We start from the raw sequence: 13,856 nt of genomic DNA on the forward strand, positions 1-13,856 counted from the left end.
TCAGTTGGGTAAGACTGTGAAAGAACGACGGATCTTGTTCGCGCTTTTCGCGGACTTGAACGCTACCACCGCTAACAAAGACCGGTTTTTAACAGGTCGAATGTTAGAAAGGAGTTGATATGAAAAAAGTGATGGCGATTGCCCTGTTGACGATGTTGAGCAACTGGGCGTCCGCTGCTGAAGCGCCGCTAACTGCGGTGACCAATGTATCTGGCAGTGTTGCGGCTTCTACAGCGCCTGCTGCCAGTACTGCAATGGTTGCCAGTGCAGTCGCGGCGTCCAACAGCGGCGGAAGTGCCAACGGCGGTACCACTGGCACCACCGGTACTACCGGCACCACCGGCACGCACAACTAACAGGAACATTTGTTAGTGCAGTACAGGGTCGCCCGACGCAAGTCGGGTGACTTTATTTTTAGATTCGCCCTTGAATAGCGTAGTGCCATTATGACTCGTAGTTTTTCTCTTTTGCTGTTGGCAAGTATCGCTTTGCAAGGTTGCATGTTTTCCCCCGGCCAATACCTGAGCACCGGCGACATCACGCGCCAGGGCGCCAGCGAAAGCAGTCGGGTCGAGCTGATCCCGATCACGCCCAAGCTGATCTCGATGACCCGTGCCACGCAGAAGCGTGAGACGGTTCCGTCGGAACTGTTGGCAACGCCTGCGGAATACCGCATCGGCAGCAACGATGTGCTGTACATCACGGTCTGGGATCACCCGGAGCTGACCGCGCCATCGGGGGCACAACAGCAGATCGACGCCAACGGTCGACTGGTGCGCTCCGATGGCACGCTGTACTACCCGTTCATCAAGGAAGTGCAGGCGGCCGGCAAGACTATTCAACAGCTGCGCTCGGACATCGAAACACGCCTGTCGGCGTTCATCGCCGAGCCGCAGGTGGATGTCGCGGTGCTGCGTTTCGCCAGTCAGAAAGTGGTGGTTTCCGGTGCCGTGGCCAAAGCCGGTCCGCAGCCGATTTCCACCAACCCGCTGAGCGTGGTCGAGGCCCTCGGCACTGCCGGCATCGACACCAACAACGCCGATCTGTCGGGCCTGCTGCTGACCCGCAATGGCCGGGTGTATCCGCTCAATCTCGACTCGCTCAACCAGCAGGATTCCGAGTTGCAGCACGTCTTCCTCAAGGGCGGCGATCAGCTGTATCTGCCGTACAACGACAACAAGCGCATCTACGTCATGGGTGAGGTCAATCAGCCCCGTGCGCTGAGTTTCAAGACTGCGACGATGAACCTCTCCGACGTGCTCGGTTCGGTCGGCGGCTTGAGCCAGACCACCTCCAACGGCAACGCGGTGTACGTGATTCGCGGGGTGGAAAACCTCGATGTCGAGCCGGCGAAAATCTATCAACTGGAAGCCCAGTCGCCGACCGCCATGGCACTCGCTTCGCACTTTGAAGTGCGTCCGCAGGATGTGGTGTACGTCGGCCCGGCCAACGTCACGCGCTGGAACCGCTTCATCAGCCAACTGGTGCCGTCGGCATCGATTGTCGGGACCGGGGCTTCCGCTGCGAAGAACTGGAGCGAATTCAGTAACAACAGCAAATAAGGCCGACCGTGAAAACCTTGAAAGTGGGCGTCTGCCTGATGGCGGCCTTGATGTTGTGTGGCTGTAACCCGCTGATGACCGCTTCGGTGCGCAACCTCAAGTCGGCGGTGATCGGCCCGGACGAGCTGGACGTGAGTGCGGCGCAGGTGGCCGAGGTCAAGTATCCGCAAGTCAAACTGACCACACCGTCCGGCTCCGGGGTGCTGGCGCTGGTGCGCGAGCGTGAAGACCTGCAGTTCTGGGTCGCCTCCGGCAAACAGGTGTTGCTGCTGCGTGACGGCCTCGCCGTGCGCACCATCGGCCTCGGTGTCGAGGGCGATCTGGACGGCACGCGGCTGGCTGACAACGCGCCGTTCAAACGTGGCCTGCATCAGGTCGCCGACGGCTTCACCAGTCAGCGCTGGATCGACCTGTACAAGGGCCAGGAAGTCGGCTTGATCGTCAACAGCCGGTTCTCCCGCCGTTCCACGCAAACCCTGCACATTCTCGACAAGGAATACACCGTGCTGCGTGTCGACGAACGCATCGACGTCCCGGCCATCGGTCTGCGCGCGACCAACCATTACTGGGTCGATCCGCTGGACGGTTTCATCCTGCAGAGCGAGCAGCAACTGACCACGCAAATGCGCGTGCGCATCGTGCAACTGACCCCTGATCGCAGGCATCTGCCGTGAAGCGCTTACGGATGTTATCGGCGGGGCTGCTGTTGCTCAGCGGCGTCAGTCAGGCAGCGGTCACGGTCAGCGGCGATGTCGCCAACCCGGGGCCGGTGGAATTGCCTCCGGACGGGCGCTTGCTCGACGTGATCAGCGTGGCCGTACCGAATGCCGAAGGTTACTGGCTGGCCGGCGTGTTGCTGCGCCAGTCGTTGCTGGAACAGCAGGCGCGGCTCAAGGCCGGGGTGTTGTTTGATCTCGATGTGTTGCAGCGCATGGCGTCTTTGTTTGACCGCCCGAGCCGCGCGGCGCTGGCGCTGCGCCTGGCCGAGCAGGTGCGGCAAATGCCGGTCACCGGGCGTCAGGTGGCGGACCTCGATCCGGTCGCGGTGGAAGTCGGCTTCGCGCGCAACATTCGTCTCGACGATGGCGATTGGCTGATCTACCCGAAACGGGTCGACGAGGTGCAAGTGTTGGGCGCGGTTGCCGAGACCTGCCACCTGCCTTATCAGCCCTTGCTGGAGGCGCGTGAGTATCTGGAAAGCTGCACGCCGCTGGACGATGCCGAGGCCGATTACCTGTGGCTGATCCAGCCCAATGGTGCGGTCCGGCGCGTGGGTATCGCCCACTGGAATCGCGAGAGCGGGCAGTTCCCCGTGGCCGGCAGCAAGATTCTGGTGCCGGTGAAAAACGATGATCTGGATCCGCCTGTTCCTGAACTGAATCAGCAGTTGGCCGAATTGATTGCCACGCAGCTGGCTGAGGTGGTTCGTTGAAGTTACGTTTTGCAGCTGTGTTGTTATTGCCGTGCGGTCTGGTGCATGCCGAGCCGCGTATTACCCAAAATGATTTCGGCGGCACCGGTCTGTTGCAGACCCCGACCGCGCGCATGGCTCCGGCCGGAGAGCTGAGCGTCAACGCCAACCGCACCGAGCCTTACAGCCGCTACAGCGTGTCGCTGCAGCCGCTGGACTGGCTCGAAGGCTCGTTCCGTTACACCGCGATCACCAACCGGCCGTACGGCTCTGAGGCGCTGAGTGGCAGCCAGAGCTACAAGGACAAGGCGGTCGACGCCAAAGTCCGGCTGTGGCAGGAAAGCCACTGGGCGCCGGAAGTCGCGCTGGGCTTCCGAGACATCGGTGGTACGGGCTTGTTCTCCAGTGAGTTTTTCGTCGCCAACAAGCGCTTCGACAATTTCGATTTCAGCGCCGGTATTGCCTGGGGTTATCTCGGTAATCGCGGTGATCTCGACAACCCGCTGGGTTACGTCAGTGATCGCTTCGACACCCGGCCGGCCCTTGAGGGTACCGGTGACGTCAACTCCGGCTCGTACTTTCGCGGTAGGCCGTCGTTCTTCGGTGGTGTGAGCTATCAGACGCCGTGGGATCGACTCAGCCTGAAGCTCGAATACGAAGGCAACGACTACAAGCACGAGCCGAAGGACAACGTGATCAAGCAAGACTCGCCGATCAACTTCGGCGCGGTGTTCAAGGTGGCGGATTCGGTGGACGTCAGCGCGGCGTGGGAGCGGGGCAACACGGCGATGTTCGGCATCACCTTCCACACCAATTTCGTCAGCCGCAAGGCGCCGGCCAAGACCTACGATCCGACGCCGGAACCGCTGCCGGCGAAGATGCCGACCACGCCGATGGAACAGGTCAACTGGGCCGACGTGTCGCAACGCCTGCAGCAGAATGCCGGCTATAAGGTCGAGCGCATCAGCCAGCGTGATTCCGAGCTGATCGTCTACGGCGAGCAGCAGCGCTACTTCCATTCGTCGAAGGCTGTCGGCCGCGCGAGCCGGATTCTCGACAACAGTGTGAACGACGACATCAACTGGTTCACCGTGGTCAACAAGCGTTACGACCTGCCGCTGGAAGAGACCAGCGTGCCGCGCCAGACCTTCCGCGAAGTGATCAACAACGAGGAACCGCTGGAGTCGTTGCACCGCACCACCGAGATCAATCCGGCGATGCCGCACAACGAGAAAACCCTCTACAGCGAAGCGCCGCAGCACTTCAACTATGGCGTCGGCCTGGGCTTCAAGCAGAACGTCGGCGGCCCGGATGGCTTGCTCTATCAATTCAGCGCCGATGCGGACGCCGAGTACCGCTTCAACCGCAACACCTGGTGGAACGGCCTGCTCAGTGCCAACCTGGTGAACAACTTCGACAAGTTCACCTACGATGCGCCGAGCGGCCTGCCGCGGGTGCGTACCGATTTGCGTCAGTACCTGACCACCTCGGAAGTGACCATGCCGTTATTTCAGGTCAGCCATGCCGAGCAGTTGGACAAGGACCTGTATGGCATGGTCTACGGCGGCTATCTGGAGTCGATGTTTGCCGGCGTCGGCGGTGAGGTGCTGTTCCGGCCGACCGGCGAGCGCTGGTCGGTGGGGGCGGATCTGAACTACGTGCGCCAGCGCGAGTTCGACCAGGGTTTCGGCCTGCGCGACTACTCGATCTGGACCGGGCACATCACGGGTTATACCGACTTGCCGTACGACACGTTGGCTGCGGTCAGCGTCGGTCGTTATCTGGCCGGCGACTGGGGCGGTACGCTGGACATCTCCCGCGAGTTCTTCAACGGCGTGCGCTTCGGTGCCTGGGCCACGATCACCACGGCTGGCAGTGCCGAGTACGGGGAGGGTAGTTTCGACAAGGGCATCTACCTGTCGATCCCGTTCGACGAAATGATGAGCATGTCGACCATGCGCCGCGCCAATCTGGTCTGGGCCCCTCTGACCCGTGACGGCGGCGCCAGGCTCAATCGCAGCTTCCAGCTGCACTCGATGACCGATAGCCGCGAGGGTGACATGTTCTATCGCAACTTCTCGAAGATTACCGAGTAAACCCAGAGCCTTCTCGGGACCTGTGGGATCGGGCAAGCCACGCTCCCACAGTGGTTCGGGGGTGAAGCAAATATCTTGATCTACACCCCAATCCCTGTGGGAGCGGGCTTGCCCGCGAAGGCGTCGGCACATTCAACATCTGAGCTGCCTGACCCACCGCTTTCGCGGGCAAGCCACGCTCCCACAGTGTTTTGTGGTGAGGCACATATCCCGATCCATGCCGAGATCCCCTGTGGGAGAGGGCTTGCTCGCGAAGGCGTCGGCACATTCAACATTTGTGCTGCCTGACCCACCGCTATCGCGGGCAAGCCACGCTCCCACAGTGTTTTGTGGTGAGGCACATATCCCGATCCATGCCGAGATCCCCTGTGGGAGCGAGCTTGCTCGCGAAGGCGTCGGCACATTCAACATCTGAGCTGCCTGACCCACCGCTTTCGCGGGCAAGCCACGCTCCCACAGTGTTTTGTGGTGAGGCACATATCCCGATCCATGCCGAGATCCCCTGTGGGAGAGGGCTTGCCCGCGAAGGCGTCGGCACATTCAACATCTGTGCTGCCTGACCCACCGCTATCGCGGGCAAGCCACGCTCCCACAGTGTTTTGTGGTGAGGCACATATCCCGATCCATGCCGAGATCCCCTGTGGGAGCGGGCTTGCCCGCGAAGGCGTCGGCACTGCCACCTTCGCAACAGCCTGACCCACTACCCAAATCCCGCCCACAAAAAAGGGGACTTTCGTCCCCTTGCGGTATCGCCTGGCTTGTCACCAGCCCATCAATAAATATCTTTCGACAACAGCGTAAACGGCGTCTTCACCAGGATCTTCAGATCCAGCCACAACGACCAGTTGTTGATGTAATGCAGATCCATCTCCACCCGACGCTGCATCTTGTCGAGGGTGTCGGTCTCGCCACGGCAGCCGCTGATTTGCGCCAGGCCGGTGATGCCCGGTTTGATTCGGTGACGAGCCATGTACGCGAGGATTTTCCCCGAGTAGTAGTGATTGTGCGCGACAGCGTGAGGGCGCGGGCCGACCAGGGCCATCTGCCCCTGCAGCACGTTGAACAACTGCGGCAGCTCATCCAGCGAGGTGCGGCGGATGAAGCGCCCGACGGCGGTAATCCGCGAGTCATTGCGGCTGGCCTGGACCACCTCGCGATCATCGTGCACGCGCATCGAGCGGAATTTCCACACCTGAATCACCTTGCCGTTCCAGCCGTGACGATCCTGCTTGAAAAATACCGGCCCCGGCGAATTGATTTTCACCGCCAGCGCGATGAACAGCAGCACCGGGCTCAACAGAATGATCGCCAGCAGCGCCACGCCTTTTTCCACCAGACTTTTGCTCAACGCAGCAGTAGGGCGGCTGGTCAGCGGGCTTTCGTTGAGGCAGATTGCCGGCAGACCATCCACGACCTTCACCGAATGGTTGAGCAGGGTCAGACTGTTCAAGTCCGGCACCCAGACCACATCAACGTTGGCCCCGAGCAAATCGACGTACATCGCTTCGATTTTCGCCGCTTCCGCCAGCGGCAGGGTAATGTACAGACGGCGGATGTCATGATCCTTGATCAGTTGCAGCAGATCTTCCTGATCGCCCACCACCCGCGGTGCATCCGAATCCAGAACCGGTTTCGTGCCATTGCTGACCAAACCTACCAATGGCAGGTTTTCCACCAGACTGATCTTCTGCGCCAGGCCCAGCGCCAACTCACCCGTACCGACAATCAGGGTTTTCTGCGCACTGGTGCGGGAACGCTGGTAGTACTTGGAAAACGCATGCAGCGGCGCATACAGCAGCGCCTGACCGAGGAAGCCGTACACCGCCCAGCTTAGCGTCACTTCACGGGAAAACACCTCGTCGGCCTTGCACACGAACGCGATGCCGGCCAGCGCGAGCATGGTCATCGACCAGCCCATGAACAGACGTCCCAGACCCGTCAGGTAATTGTCCTGTTTGCGGTACACGCCGCTAAACGTATACGCCGGTACCGAGGCCAATACCGCCAGTGTCGCGCACAGGCGGTAATAGAACTCGACGGTGCCTGTGTGCCGTTCAGCCAGTATGAATAACAACGCAACAATGAAAGCCTGCGCCAATGCCCATTGGCCCCAGAAGGTAAGTCCCTTGAGGCCGTTATTTCGATTGATCCGTAGAGAGAGTTCCATGAGATATCCCCAGAAATACGTCCATTCAGGTTTCGACAGTTAAAGTCCGAGTTGCTAGATAGGCTTGTTGTTGTTATTGGACGAGTGTCCTGAGGTAACAACGTCGATAGGCCGAACTGTCGTCAATCAATAGACTAAGTTATTGCCGGAGAGGGTGTCTGACGAGTTCTAACAAGGTGGCACTGTGCCAACTTTCGAATAATCGAATACAAGGCTGTTAGAAAAGGTCGTGGAGCAAGGGGTGAATAAATGATGTTGTGTTTGTTACTGTAGGAGGGGTGGAGGCAGGGAACTTTTATTTACCAGGGAGGTGAAGTCAAACAGAGTGCTCTTGTTGTTTTTGTAATCGCACTGTTTTCTGTTTGTTTTGTTCGCGGAGATCGTGCGTGTTTACGCAACGATTTCCTGGATGAGGCAATAACCGCGGTTTCTTACGGCACGGAACAATCGCTCCCCATTACTGGCGCTTTTGAACTTGTCCTGCAGGCGACTCAGGCACATCTCCAGGCCACGATATTGCTCCGGTTCACGGCCGATGCTGAGGATCAGATCGTCGCGACTGACAACGCGCTCTTCGTGATGGAGCATTTTGCGCACCAGCGCGGTTTCCAGTCCGGTCAGGCTGATTTCGACGCCTTCCTTGATCAGGGCGCCTTGATCATCGTCCAGATGCCAGGTCGTGTTGCCAGTGGCAGCGTCCTCAATGGCGGCAGTGCGATTGTCGCTCTCTGCACTTTGAAACGGCTTCGCCGATTGTGCGGACAGCCATTCCGATTCGAGGGTGGCGAGGATGCGCTGGGTGTCGTGTTCAATCGTGCGGGCCACGTGTTTGCGGGTGCCGCTTGGGTAAGAGAACTCCATCAGCATGGGCGCGGAAGAGGGCGAAGTAGCACCTTCAATAAACATTTGTGCCTGAGACGTGCCAAACGAATTGAAGCGCTCGCTGGACAGAATGCTCTCAAGTTCACGCTGCGACGTTGTACTGTGAGTCACGACGACAAAATATTTTCTCGGGAGGGTTGTACTCGTTTCCATGTCTCTCTCCTAAAATGTGCACCAAAATGGGCGAAAAGATAAATCGGCAGGCGAGCAATGACTTCCTCGGAAGTAATCGACAGGCAGGGTCTGGGCTTAAAATGGCCCTCGATAAGTTCCACTCGTTCTGCTGCTATGTTGTGAAGTTTATTGTTATGGTTCGGTGTAGCCGTGCTCATTCAATGGCTTGATTATAATTAGATGTGAAGTACAACTAGAGCGGTATGGTTGCATATGACGATCCTTCGTAATTATGCAAAGAGGATGGCTGCCCGAGAGTCAGGCAGTCGATATCAGACCCCGCATCAGGCGATAGCCGTAGCCGCGGATGCTCTGAATCGCGTTCGTACCATACATGTCCTTGATTTTTCCACGCAAGCGGCTGATGGATTTTTCCAACGCTCTCGGGTCGTAGAAATGGGTGTTGAGCCCCATGATGCTGGCGATTTCATCATGGCTGAGAATGTGATTGCTGGTCTGCGCAAAGGCTTCCAGGATCTTCATCTCGGCGAACGAGATGTCGAGTTTCTGACGGGGACTGCCCAGCAGGCAGATACGCGTAGGGTCGAGCGTCAGATTGATATCCCGCTGCCATTCTTCACTGTTGAAGAACTCACCGAGCAACTCGTCGCCCTCGTCGGCAAGGGTATTGAGTTTGATACACGCGTCGGCGCCAGCCAGAAAATACTTGATCTTGTTGAATGCGCCGCGACCGGTAATGACCGCGCAGATGATCGGCTTCAAGTTGTCGCTGCGCAGGCTTTCGATCAGCGCAAGATTGTCTTCCAGCGCTTGCGGAGTGTCGATAACGATGAAGATGGCGCGATACGGACCAGAAAGTTCATTGTTGAAGGAACTAGTGTACGAACCGGCCTCAAGTGCCATATCAGTGTGTACGTGCTTCGCGATCAGCGCCCTGAAATGTTCGGCCACGCCACGGGTACGACCCAGAGTAAGAACACCGGGTACGTCGTTCGTCGGGCGCGGACTTCTAGTCGCCAAGTTCCCTGAGAGCATCATGCATTGACTCGAATTAGGTGCTGACATCGGGATGTTAAAGCACCGGTTCTCATCTGTGACTGACAATTGGTAACATTCACGCGATTTTTAGACGTGGCTCCCGAGTTTTCTAACAATAATTAAGCATTTCAAGCTTTTAGTTGATTTTCTCGGGGCTGTGAACTAGTCGTTACATGGTGGCATTGTGGAATTGTGCCACTATTTTGAATCTATGGCGATGGCTTTATTCATGTCCAATTGCCACTGTTCACGATCCTGAGACAGTGTGAGCTGGTTCACACTTTATTGGCGAATCGAACTTTTTTCTACTATAGGCCTAAATATTTTTCGGGTAGTTCGTAGGCGGACGTTTATTAACATGGCTTGAGTGTGTCTTTTGATAAGACATATTCTCCGTCGCCTGATCAGGCAATGGGTGTCGCGTTATACCGATTGTTTAACTTCAGATACTCAATTCCTGAATACAGTTGACCGGTCGCTCAGCAAGAGCGCTCTGACGGAGGATTAATGGATTTCTGGACCTTTATCCAGGTGTTGATTTTGGGCGCGGTAGAAGGCCTGACCGAGTTCTTGCCGATCTCCAGTACCGGCCACCAGATCATCGTCGCCGACCTGTTGGACTTCGGCGGCGAACGCGCGATGGCGTTCAACATCATCATTCAACTGGGGGCGATCCTGGCCGTGGTCTGGGAGTTTCGCCCGAAGATCTTCGACATCGTCAAAGGCCTGCCCACCCAACGCAATGCGCAACGTTTCACTCTCAACCTGCTGATTGCCTTTCTGCCAGCGGTGGTCCTCGGCGTGCTGTTCGCTGACAAAATCCATCAATACCTGTTTAACCCGATCACCGTGGCCATGGCCTTGGTGCTGGGCGGCATCGTCATGTTGTGGGCCGAACAGCGCAGCCATGTGGTGAGCGTCGATCATGTCGACGACATGCGCTGGTCAGACGCGTTGAAAATCGGCTTCGTGCAGTGCCTGGCAATGATTCCCGGCACGTCGCGCTCGGGCTCGACCATCATCGGCGGTTTATTGTTCGGCTTGTCCCGGAAAGCCGCCACAGAGTTCTCGTTCTTCCTCGCCATGCCGACCATGGTCGGCGCCGCGGTGTACTCCGGCTACAAATACCGTGACCTGTTCCAGGCCAGCGACCTCCCAGTGTTCGCTTTGGGTTTCGTCATCGCCTTCATCTTCGCCATGATCGCCGTGCGCGGCCTGCTCAAATTCATCGCCAACCACAGTTATGCGGCGTTCGCCTGGTATCGGATCGCGTTTGGCTTGTTGATTCTGGCGACGTGGGTGTTTGGCTGGGTCAACTGGACGGAAGCAGCGGCGGGGTGATGCGCACGCCAGGCGGATCAACCCGCCTGGCGCGTTTTACGGAGGGAGGGCATCACCGCCCTTGCAGCAACTCGCCAGCCTGATCCAGCAGCGCCAGCGGATCCTTGGCCTTGTGAATATCCACCGACAACAACTGGCGGAATCTACGCGCCCCCGGGAACCCGGTACCCAACCCCAGCACATGCCGGGTGATGTGATGCATCGCACCGCCCGCCTGCAAATGCTCGGCAATATACGGCCGCAACTGCGCCAGCGCCTCGGCCCGGCTGATCACCGGCGCGCTGCTGCCGAACAACTGCTGATCGACCTCCGCCAGCAAATACGGATTGTGATAAGCCTCACGCCCAAGCATCACACCGTCAAAGGTCTGCAAATGCTCATGGCAGGCCTCCATCGTCTTGATCCCGCCGTTCAGCACAATCTCCAGCTCCGGAAAATCCGCCTTCAACTGCGCCGCCACGTCATAACGCAACGGCGGAATGTCGCGATTCTCCTTCGGCGACAACCCCTCCAGAATCGCAATCCGCGCATGCACGGTAAAACTGGTACACCCGGCATCCCGCACCGTCCCGACGAAATCACACAACTCGGCGTAACTGTCCCGCCCATTGATCCCGATCCGATGCTTCACCGTCACCGGAATCGACACCGCATCGCGCATCGCCTTCACACAATCCGCCACCAACTGCGGATGCCCCATCAGGCACGCACCAATCATATTGTTCTGCACCCGATCACTCGGGCAGCCCACATTCAGATTCACCTCGTCGTAACCATGCTCCTGCGCCATGCGGGCGCAAGCGGCCAGATCCAGTGGAACACTACCGCCTAACTGCAGCGCCAGCGGATGCTCGGCTTCGTTGTGACGGAGGAAACGTTCGTGATCGCCGTTGAGGAGGGCGCCGGTGGTGACCATTTCGGTGTAGAGCAGGGCGTTCTTCGACAGGAGGCGTAGGAAGTATCTGCAATGCCTATCAGTCCAATCCATCATGGGCGCAACGGAGAACCTTCTAGACAGCGTAGAGCATGTGTTTATTGGGTATGTAGCTGAATTCTGTACCATTTTGCTCTACGTGTTCTAAGCCGGTTTCAGGGGGTAAATAGGCGTTTTCTAAGGTCGGTTGGTACAATGTACCAATCACTTTTCAAATTGTACCAGTTGACAATGGCCACGATCAGAGCACGGAAACGCACCGACGGCAGCACCAGTTACACGGCACAGATACGCCTGTTTCGCGATGGGACGCAAGTTTACCAAGAGAGTCAGACCTTCGCCCGAAAACAGGCCGCACAGGCTTGGGTGCGTAAAAGAGAAACCGAACTGGACGAACCAGGTGCGATCGAGCGGGCAAACCGACCTGGTGCGACGATCAAGGAAATGATTGATCGGTACTTGACCGAGATGACCAAGGCGCGCCCTCTCGGGAAAACGAAGCTCGGCACGTTGAAGGCGATCAGCGAATCTTACCTGGGGAAGTTGAACGACAGAGATGTGAGCAGCCAGCACCTGGTCGAATATGCGTTATGGCGCATGGGCAAGGAGGGCGGGGGCGTTCAGCCTCAAACCGCCGGCAACGATCTTGCACACTTGGGCGCGGTTCTTTCGATAGCTCGGCCTGCTTGGGGGTATGAGGTGGATCCGCACGCAATGGCGGACGCTCGCCGAGTGTTGAAAAAGCTCGGTTACAACATGAAAAGCCGCGAGCGCGATCGCCGGCCCACCTTGGAAGAACTCGACAAATTGCTGACGCACTTCCGGAGTATTCAAAGCCGTCGTCCGACTTCTATCAACATGCTAAAGCTGACTGGCTTCGCGTTGTTTTCCACACGTAGGCAAGAAGAGATTACCCGGATCCGGTGGGATGACTTGGATGAAGCAGGCCATCGGGTTCTAGTTCGTGACATGAAGAACCCTGGGCAAAAAATCGGTAACGACGTCTGGTGTCATTTGCCGCCAGAAGCATGGAAGATCCTTCAGACCATGCCTAAAGTGTTGCCTGAGATCTTTCCTTACAGCGCTGAATCCGTGTCGACGTCCTGGACAAGGGCCTGCAAAATCTTGGGCATCGAAGATCTGCACTTTCACGATCTGCGCCACGAAGGCGTCAGTCGTCTTTTTGAAATGGATTGGGATATTCCGCGAGTGGCGAGCGTGTCGGGCCATCGAGACTGGAACTCAATGCGTCGTTATACCCACTTGCGCGGGCGAGGGGACGTATATGCAACTTGGGAATGGTTCGAGCGCATCCTGCAGGCGCCCGTAAAACTGGGCGCCAAAACGTTGAAGTGAATTAGCTGCTGCGCGGCGCGCTATTCAGTTGATTACTTTCTTTGACTGCTGCAGCGCGCTGTTCATCCAGGTAGGCCGACAGGTCTGCAATATGAACACCTTTCGCACTTTTCTGGCTCGGCTCCATGCGAGTAATCGGGAGCTTTATCTGCCCGGCACCAACCTTTCGTTGAAACATATCCGTTGTCAGGTGCGTGAAATAATCCTGGCACACTCGATCCAAGGGAATTACCACTTGGCCATTGTATTGGGCCATCAGTACAAAGAGCGTTTTCATAGTGCGATTCCTTCGAGTGAGTAAGTTCGATCAGTTGGGGGGCGGTCGGTTGTTGATTTGCCTGCCAGTAGTTGCGCGACGACAGCGAACTCTGCCGCATCGATGTCGCCCAACTCCTTAGCGAAATTGGTAAGGCATTCAAGCCGGATCCGCGCTGCTTCAGTTTTCCGTACGCGATAATCAAACAGCGCTGTACCTACGATTCTGATAGCCATCAGATGCCGTGCATGCGGGTCACTGTTGTTGAGTGTGTTAGCCTTTATATCACTGCTGCTTTGGTGCCTTGCTTCCATGGTGTTGCCTCAGTGGTGGTTGATGTCGGGGAGCTGCAACTCCTCGACATCGCTTCTATTCCGTCAGTCCCGACGGGCCAGGTGAATAACCAGGTCAGCGTAATTCGGGTCTTCCTCGGTACAGGATTGCCATTCCAGTACGCTCAAAATCTGCTGTGGGCTGCATGATTCCACCAGGATTTCGCGCTGGCCACCTGCAGCACGAACTTCAAGAATTTGCAGCAGCCCGTCCTCGCCATAAGCCCCGGCTTGAATCACCGGTTGGCCTTTCCCCAACGCATTCAGGCGATCGATGATCTCCTGCAGCTTGTTCGTGTTGCCGTCGCCGGCATTACCCATAAAGACTTGAACTTGCATCGGTGTA

General features: G+C 57.5%; 14 protein-coding genes. 7 read left to right on the plus strand and 7 right to left on the minus strand.

Features of this window, described 5'->3' with window-relative positions; genetic code table 11:
• Positions 1-119: 119 nt before the first annotated feature.
• The 5 genes from AB1J88_RS02305 to AB1J88_RS02325 all read left to right on the plus strand — a co-directional run bounded on the left by AB1J88_RS02305 (position 120) and on the right by AB1J88_RS02325 (position 5,069).
• Complete coding sequence (locus AB1J88_RS02305; protein ID WP_003226528.1) at positions 120-356, plus strand: hypothetical protein; 237 nt, start codon at positions 120-122, stop codon at positions 354-356.
• A 144-nt stretch (positions 357-500) separates the two neighbouring features.
• On the plus strand, positions 501-1,562 hold the full coding sequence (locus tag AB1J88_RS02310; protein ID WP_096797780.1) for a polysaccharide biosynthesis/export family protein: 1,062 nt from the start codon (positions 501-503) through the stop codon (positions 1,560-1,562).
• A gap of 8 nt (positions 1,563-1,570) precedes the next feature.
• A complete protein-coding gene (locus AB1J88_RS02315; RefSeq protein WP_430290084.1) occupies positions 1,571-2,236 on the plus strand; it encodes a YjbF family lipoprotein in 666 nt (221 codons plus the stop codon).
• Positions 2,233-2,994: a capsule biosynthesis GfcC family protein gene (locus tag AB1J88_RS02320; RefSeq protein ID WP_430290085.1), complete on the plus strand. Its 762-nt coding sequence runs from the start codon at positions 2,233-2,235 to the stop codon at positions 2,992-2,994. The genes AB1J88_RS02315 and AB1J88_RS02320 overlap by 4 nt, the downstream gene beginning before the upstream one ends.
• Complete coding sequence (locus AB1J88_RS02325; RefSeq protein WP_367085174.1) at positions 2,991-5,069, plus strand: YjbH domain-containing protein; 2,079 nt, start codon at positions 2,991-2,993, stop codon at positions 5,067-5,069. Before AB1J88_RS02320 ends, AB1J88_RS02325 begins: the two co-directional genes overlap by 4 nt.
• Positions 5,070-5,841: 772 nt before the next feature.
• Here the strand turns inward: AB1J88_RS02325 and AB1J88_RS02330 are convergent.
• The 3 genes from AB1J88_RS02330 to AB1J88_RS02340 all read right to left on the minus strand — a co-directional run bounded on the left by AB1J88_RS02330 (position 5,842) and on the right by AB1J88_RS02340 (position 9,291).
• The gene (locus AB1J88_RS02330) at positions 5,842-7,236 is read right to left on the minus strand and encodes an undecaprenyl-phosphate glucose phosphotransferase (RefSeq protein ID WP_430290087.1); all 1,395 of its coding nucleotides are present in this window, start codon (positions 7,234-7,236) and stop codon (positions 5,842-5,844) included.
• Between the two features lie 390 nt (positions 7,237-7,626).
• On the minus strand, positions 7,627-8,271 hold the full coding sequence (locus AB1J88_RS02335) for a winged helix-turn-helix domain-containing protein (RefSeq protein ID WP_041074648.1): 645 nt from the start codon (positions 8,269-8,271) through the stop codon (positions 7,627-7,629).
• Positions 8,272-8,550: 279 nt separating this feature from the next.
• Positions 8,551-9,291, minus strand: a complete 741-nt coding sequence (locus tag AB1J88_RS02340; RefSeq protein WP_430290088.1) for a winged helix-turn-helix domain-containing protein — start codon at positions 9,289-9,291, stop codon at positions 8,551-8,553.
• Positions 9,292-9,798: 507 nt separating this feature from the next.
• On the opposite strand from AB1J88_RS02340, the gene AB1J88_RS02345 reads away from it, so the two are divergent.
• Complete coding sequence (locus AB1J88_RS02345) at positions 9,799-10,632, plus strand: undecaprenyl-diphosphate phosphatase (RefSeq protein ID WP_430290089.1); 834 nt, start codon at positions 9,799-9,801, stop codon at positions 10,630-10,632.
• Between the two features lie 52 nt (positions 10,633-10,684).
• Here the strand turns inward: AB1J88_RS02345 and dusA are convergent, their stop codons facing one another.
• Positions 10,685-11,695, minus strand: coding sequence for a tRNA dihydrouridine(20/20a) synthase DusA (gene dusA, locus AB1J88_RS02350; RefSeq protein WP_430290090.1), 1,011 nt, complete (start codon positions 11,693-11,695; stop codon positions 10,685-10,687).
• Between the two features lie 102 nt (positions 11,696-11,797).
• Here dusA and AB1J88_RS02355 point away from each other — a divergent pair, with 102 nt between their 5' ends.
• Entirely contained in the window at positions 11,798-12,922 is a 1,125-nt protein-coding gene (locus tag AB1J88_RS02355) for a site-specific integrase (RefSeq protein WP_430292651.1), read from the plus strand.
• Between the two features lies 1 nt (position 12,923).
• Here AB1J88_RS02355 and AB1J88_RS02360 read toward each other — a convergent pair whose 3' ends face one another.
• The 3 genes from AB1J88_RS02360 to AB1J88_RS02370 all read right to left on the minus strand — a co-directional run bounded on the left by AB1J88_RS02360 (position 12,924) and on the right by AB1J88_RS02370 (position 13,849).
• Positions 12,924-13,199, minus strand: coding sequence for a pyocin activator PrtN family protein (locus tag AB1J88_RS02360; RefSeq protein WP_025111104.1), 276 nt, complete (start codon positions 13,197-13,199; stop codon positions 12,924-12,926).
• The gene (locus AB1J88_RS02365; protein ID WP_430290091.1) at positions 13,196-13,492 is read right to left on the minus strand and encodes a hypothetical protein; all 297 of its coding nucleotides are present in this window, start codon (positions 13,490-13,492) and stop codon (positions 13,196-13,198) included. Before AB1J88_RS02365 ends, AB1J88_RS02360 begins: the two co-directional genes overlap by 4 nt.
• 63 nt (positions 13,493-13,555) lie before the next feature.
• Positions 13,556-13,849, minus strand: a complete 294-nt coding sequence (locus tag AB1J88_RS02370) for a hypothetical protein (protein WP_430290092.1) — start codon at positions 13,847-13,849, stop codon at positions 13,556-13,558.
• Between the last annotated feature and the right edge of the window lie 7 nt (positions 13,850-13,856).

Source organism: Pseudomonas sp. S8 (assembly GCF_050473925.1).
GTDB classification, from domain to species: Bacteria; Pseudomonadota; Gammaproteobacteria; order Pseudomonadales; family Pseudomonadaceae; genus Aquipseudomonas; species Aquipseudomonas parakoreensis.

Coding starts and splice junctions, on each gene's coding strand:
- AB1J88_RS02305 (WP_003226528.1), top strand. CDS start 120: ATGAAAAAAGTGATGGCGATTGCCCTGTTGACGATGTTGAGCAACTGG.
- AB1J88_RS02310 (WP_096797780.1), top strand. CDS start 501: ATGTTTTCCCCCGGCCAATACCTGAGCACCGGCGACATCACGCGCCAG.
- AB1J88_RS02330 (WP_430290087.1), bottom strand. CDS start 7,236: ATGGAACTCTCTCTACGGATCAATCGAAATAACGGCCTCAAGGGACTT.
- AB1J88_RS02335 (WP_041074648.1), bottom strand. CDS start 8,271: ATGGAAACGAGTACAACCCTCCCGAGAAAATATTTTGTCGTCGTGACT.
- AB1J88_RS02340 (WP_430290088.1), bottom strand. CDS start 9,291: ATGATGCTCTCAGGGAACTTGGCGACTAGAAGTCCGCGCCCGACGAAC.
- AB1J88_RS02345 (WP_430290089.1), top strand. CDS start 9,799: ATGGATTTCTGGACCTTTATCCAGGTGTTGATTTTGGGCGCGGTAGAA.
- dusA (WP_430290090.1), bottom strand. CDS start 11,695: ATGGTACAGAATTCAGCTACATACCCAATAAACACATGCTCTACGCTG.
- AB1J88_RS02355 (WP_430292651.1), top strand. CDS start 11,798: ATGGCCACGATCAGAGCACGGAAACGCACCGACGGCAGCACCAGTTAC.
- AB1J88_RS02360 (WP_025111104.1), bottom strand. CDS start 13,199: ATGAAAACGCTCTTTGTACTGATGGCCCAATACAATGGCCAAGTGGTA.
- AB1J88_RS02365 (WP_430290091.1), bottom strand. CDS start 13,492: ATGGAAGCAAGGCACCAAAGCAGCAGTGATATAAAGGCTAACACACTC.
- AB1J88_RS02370 (WP_430290092.1), bottom strand. CDS start 13,849: ATGCAAGTTCAAGTCTTTATGGGTAATGCCGGCGACGGCAACACGAAC.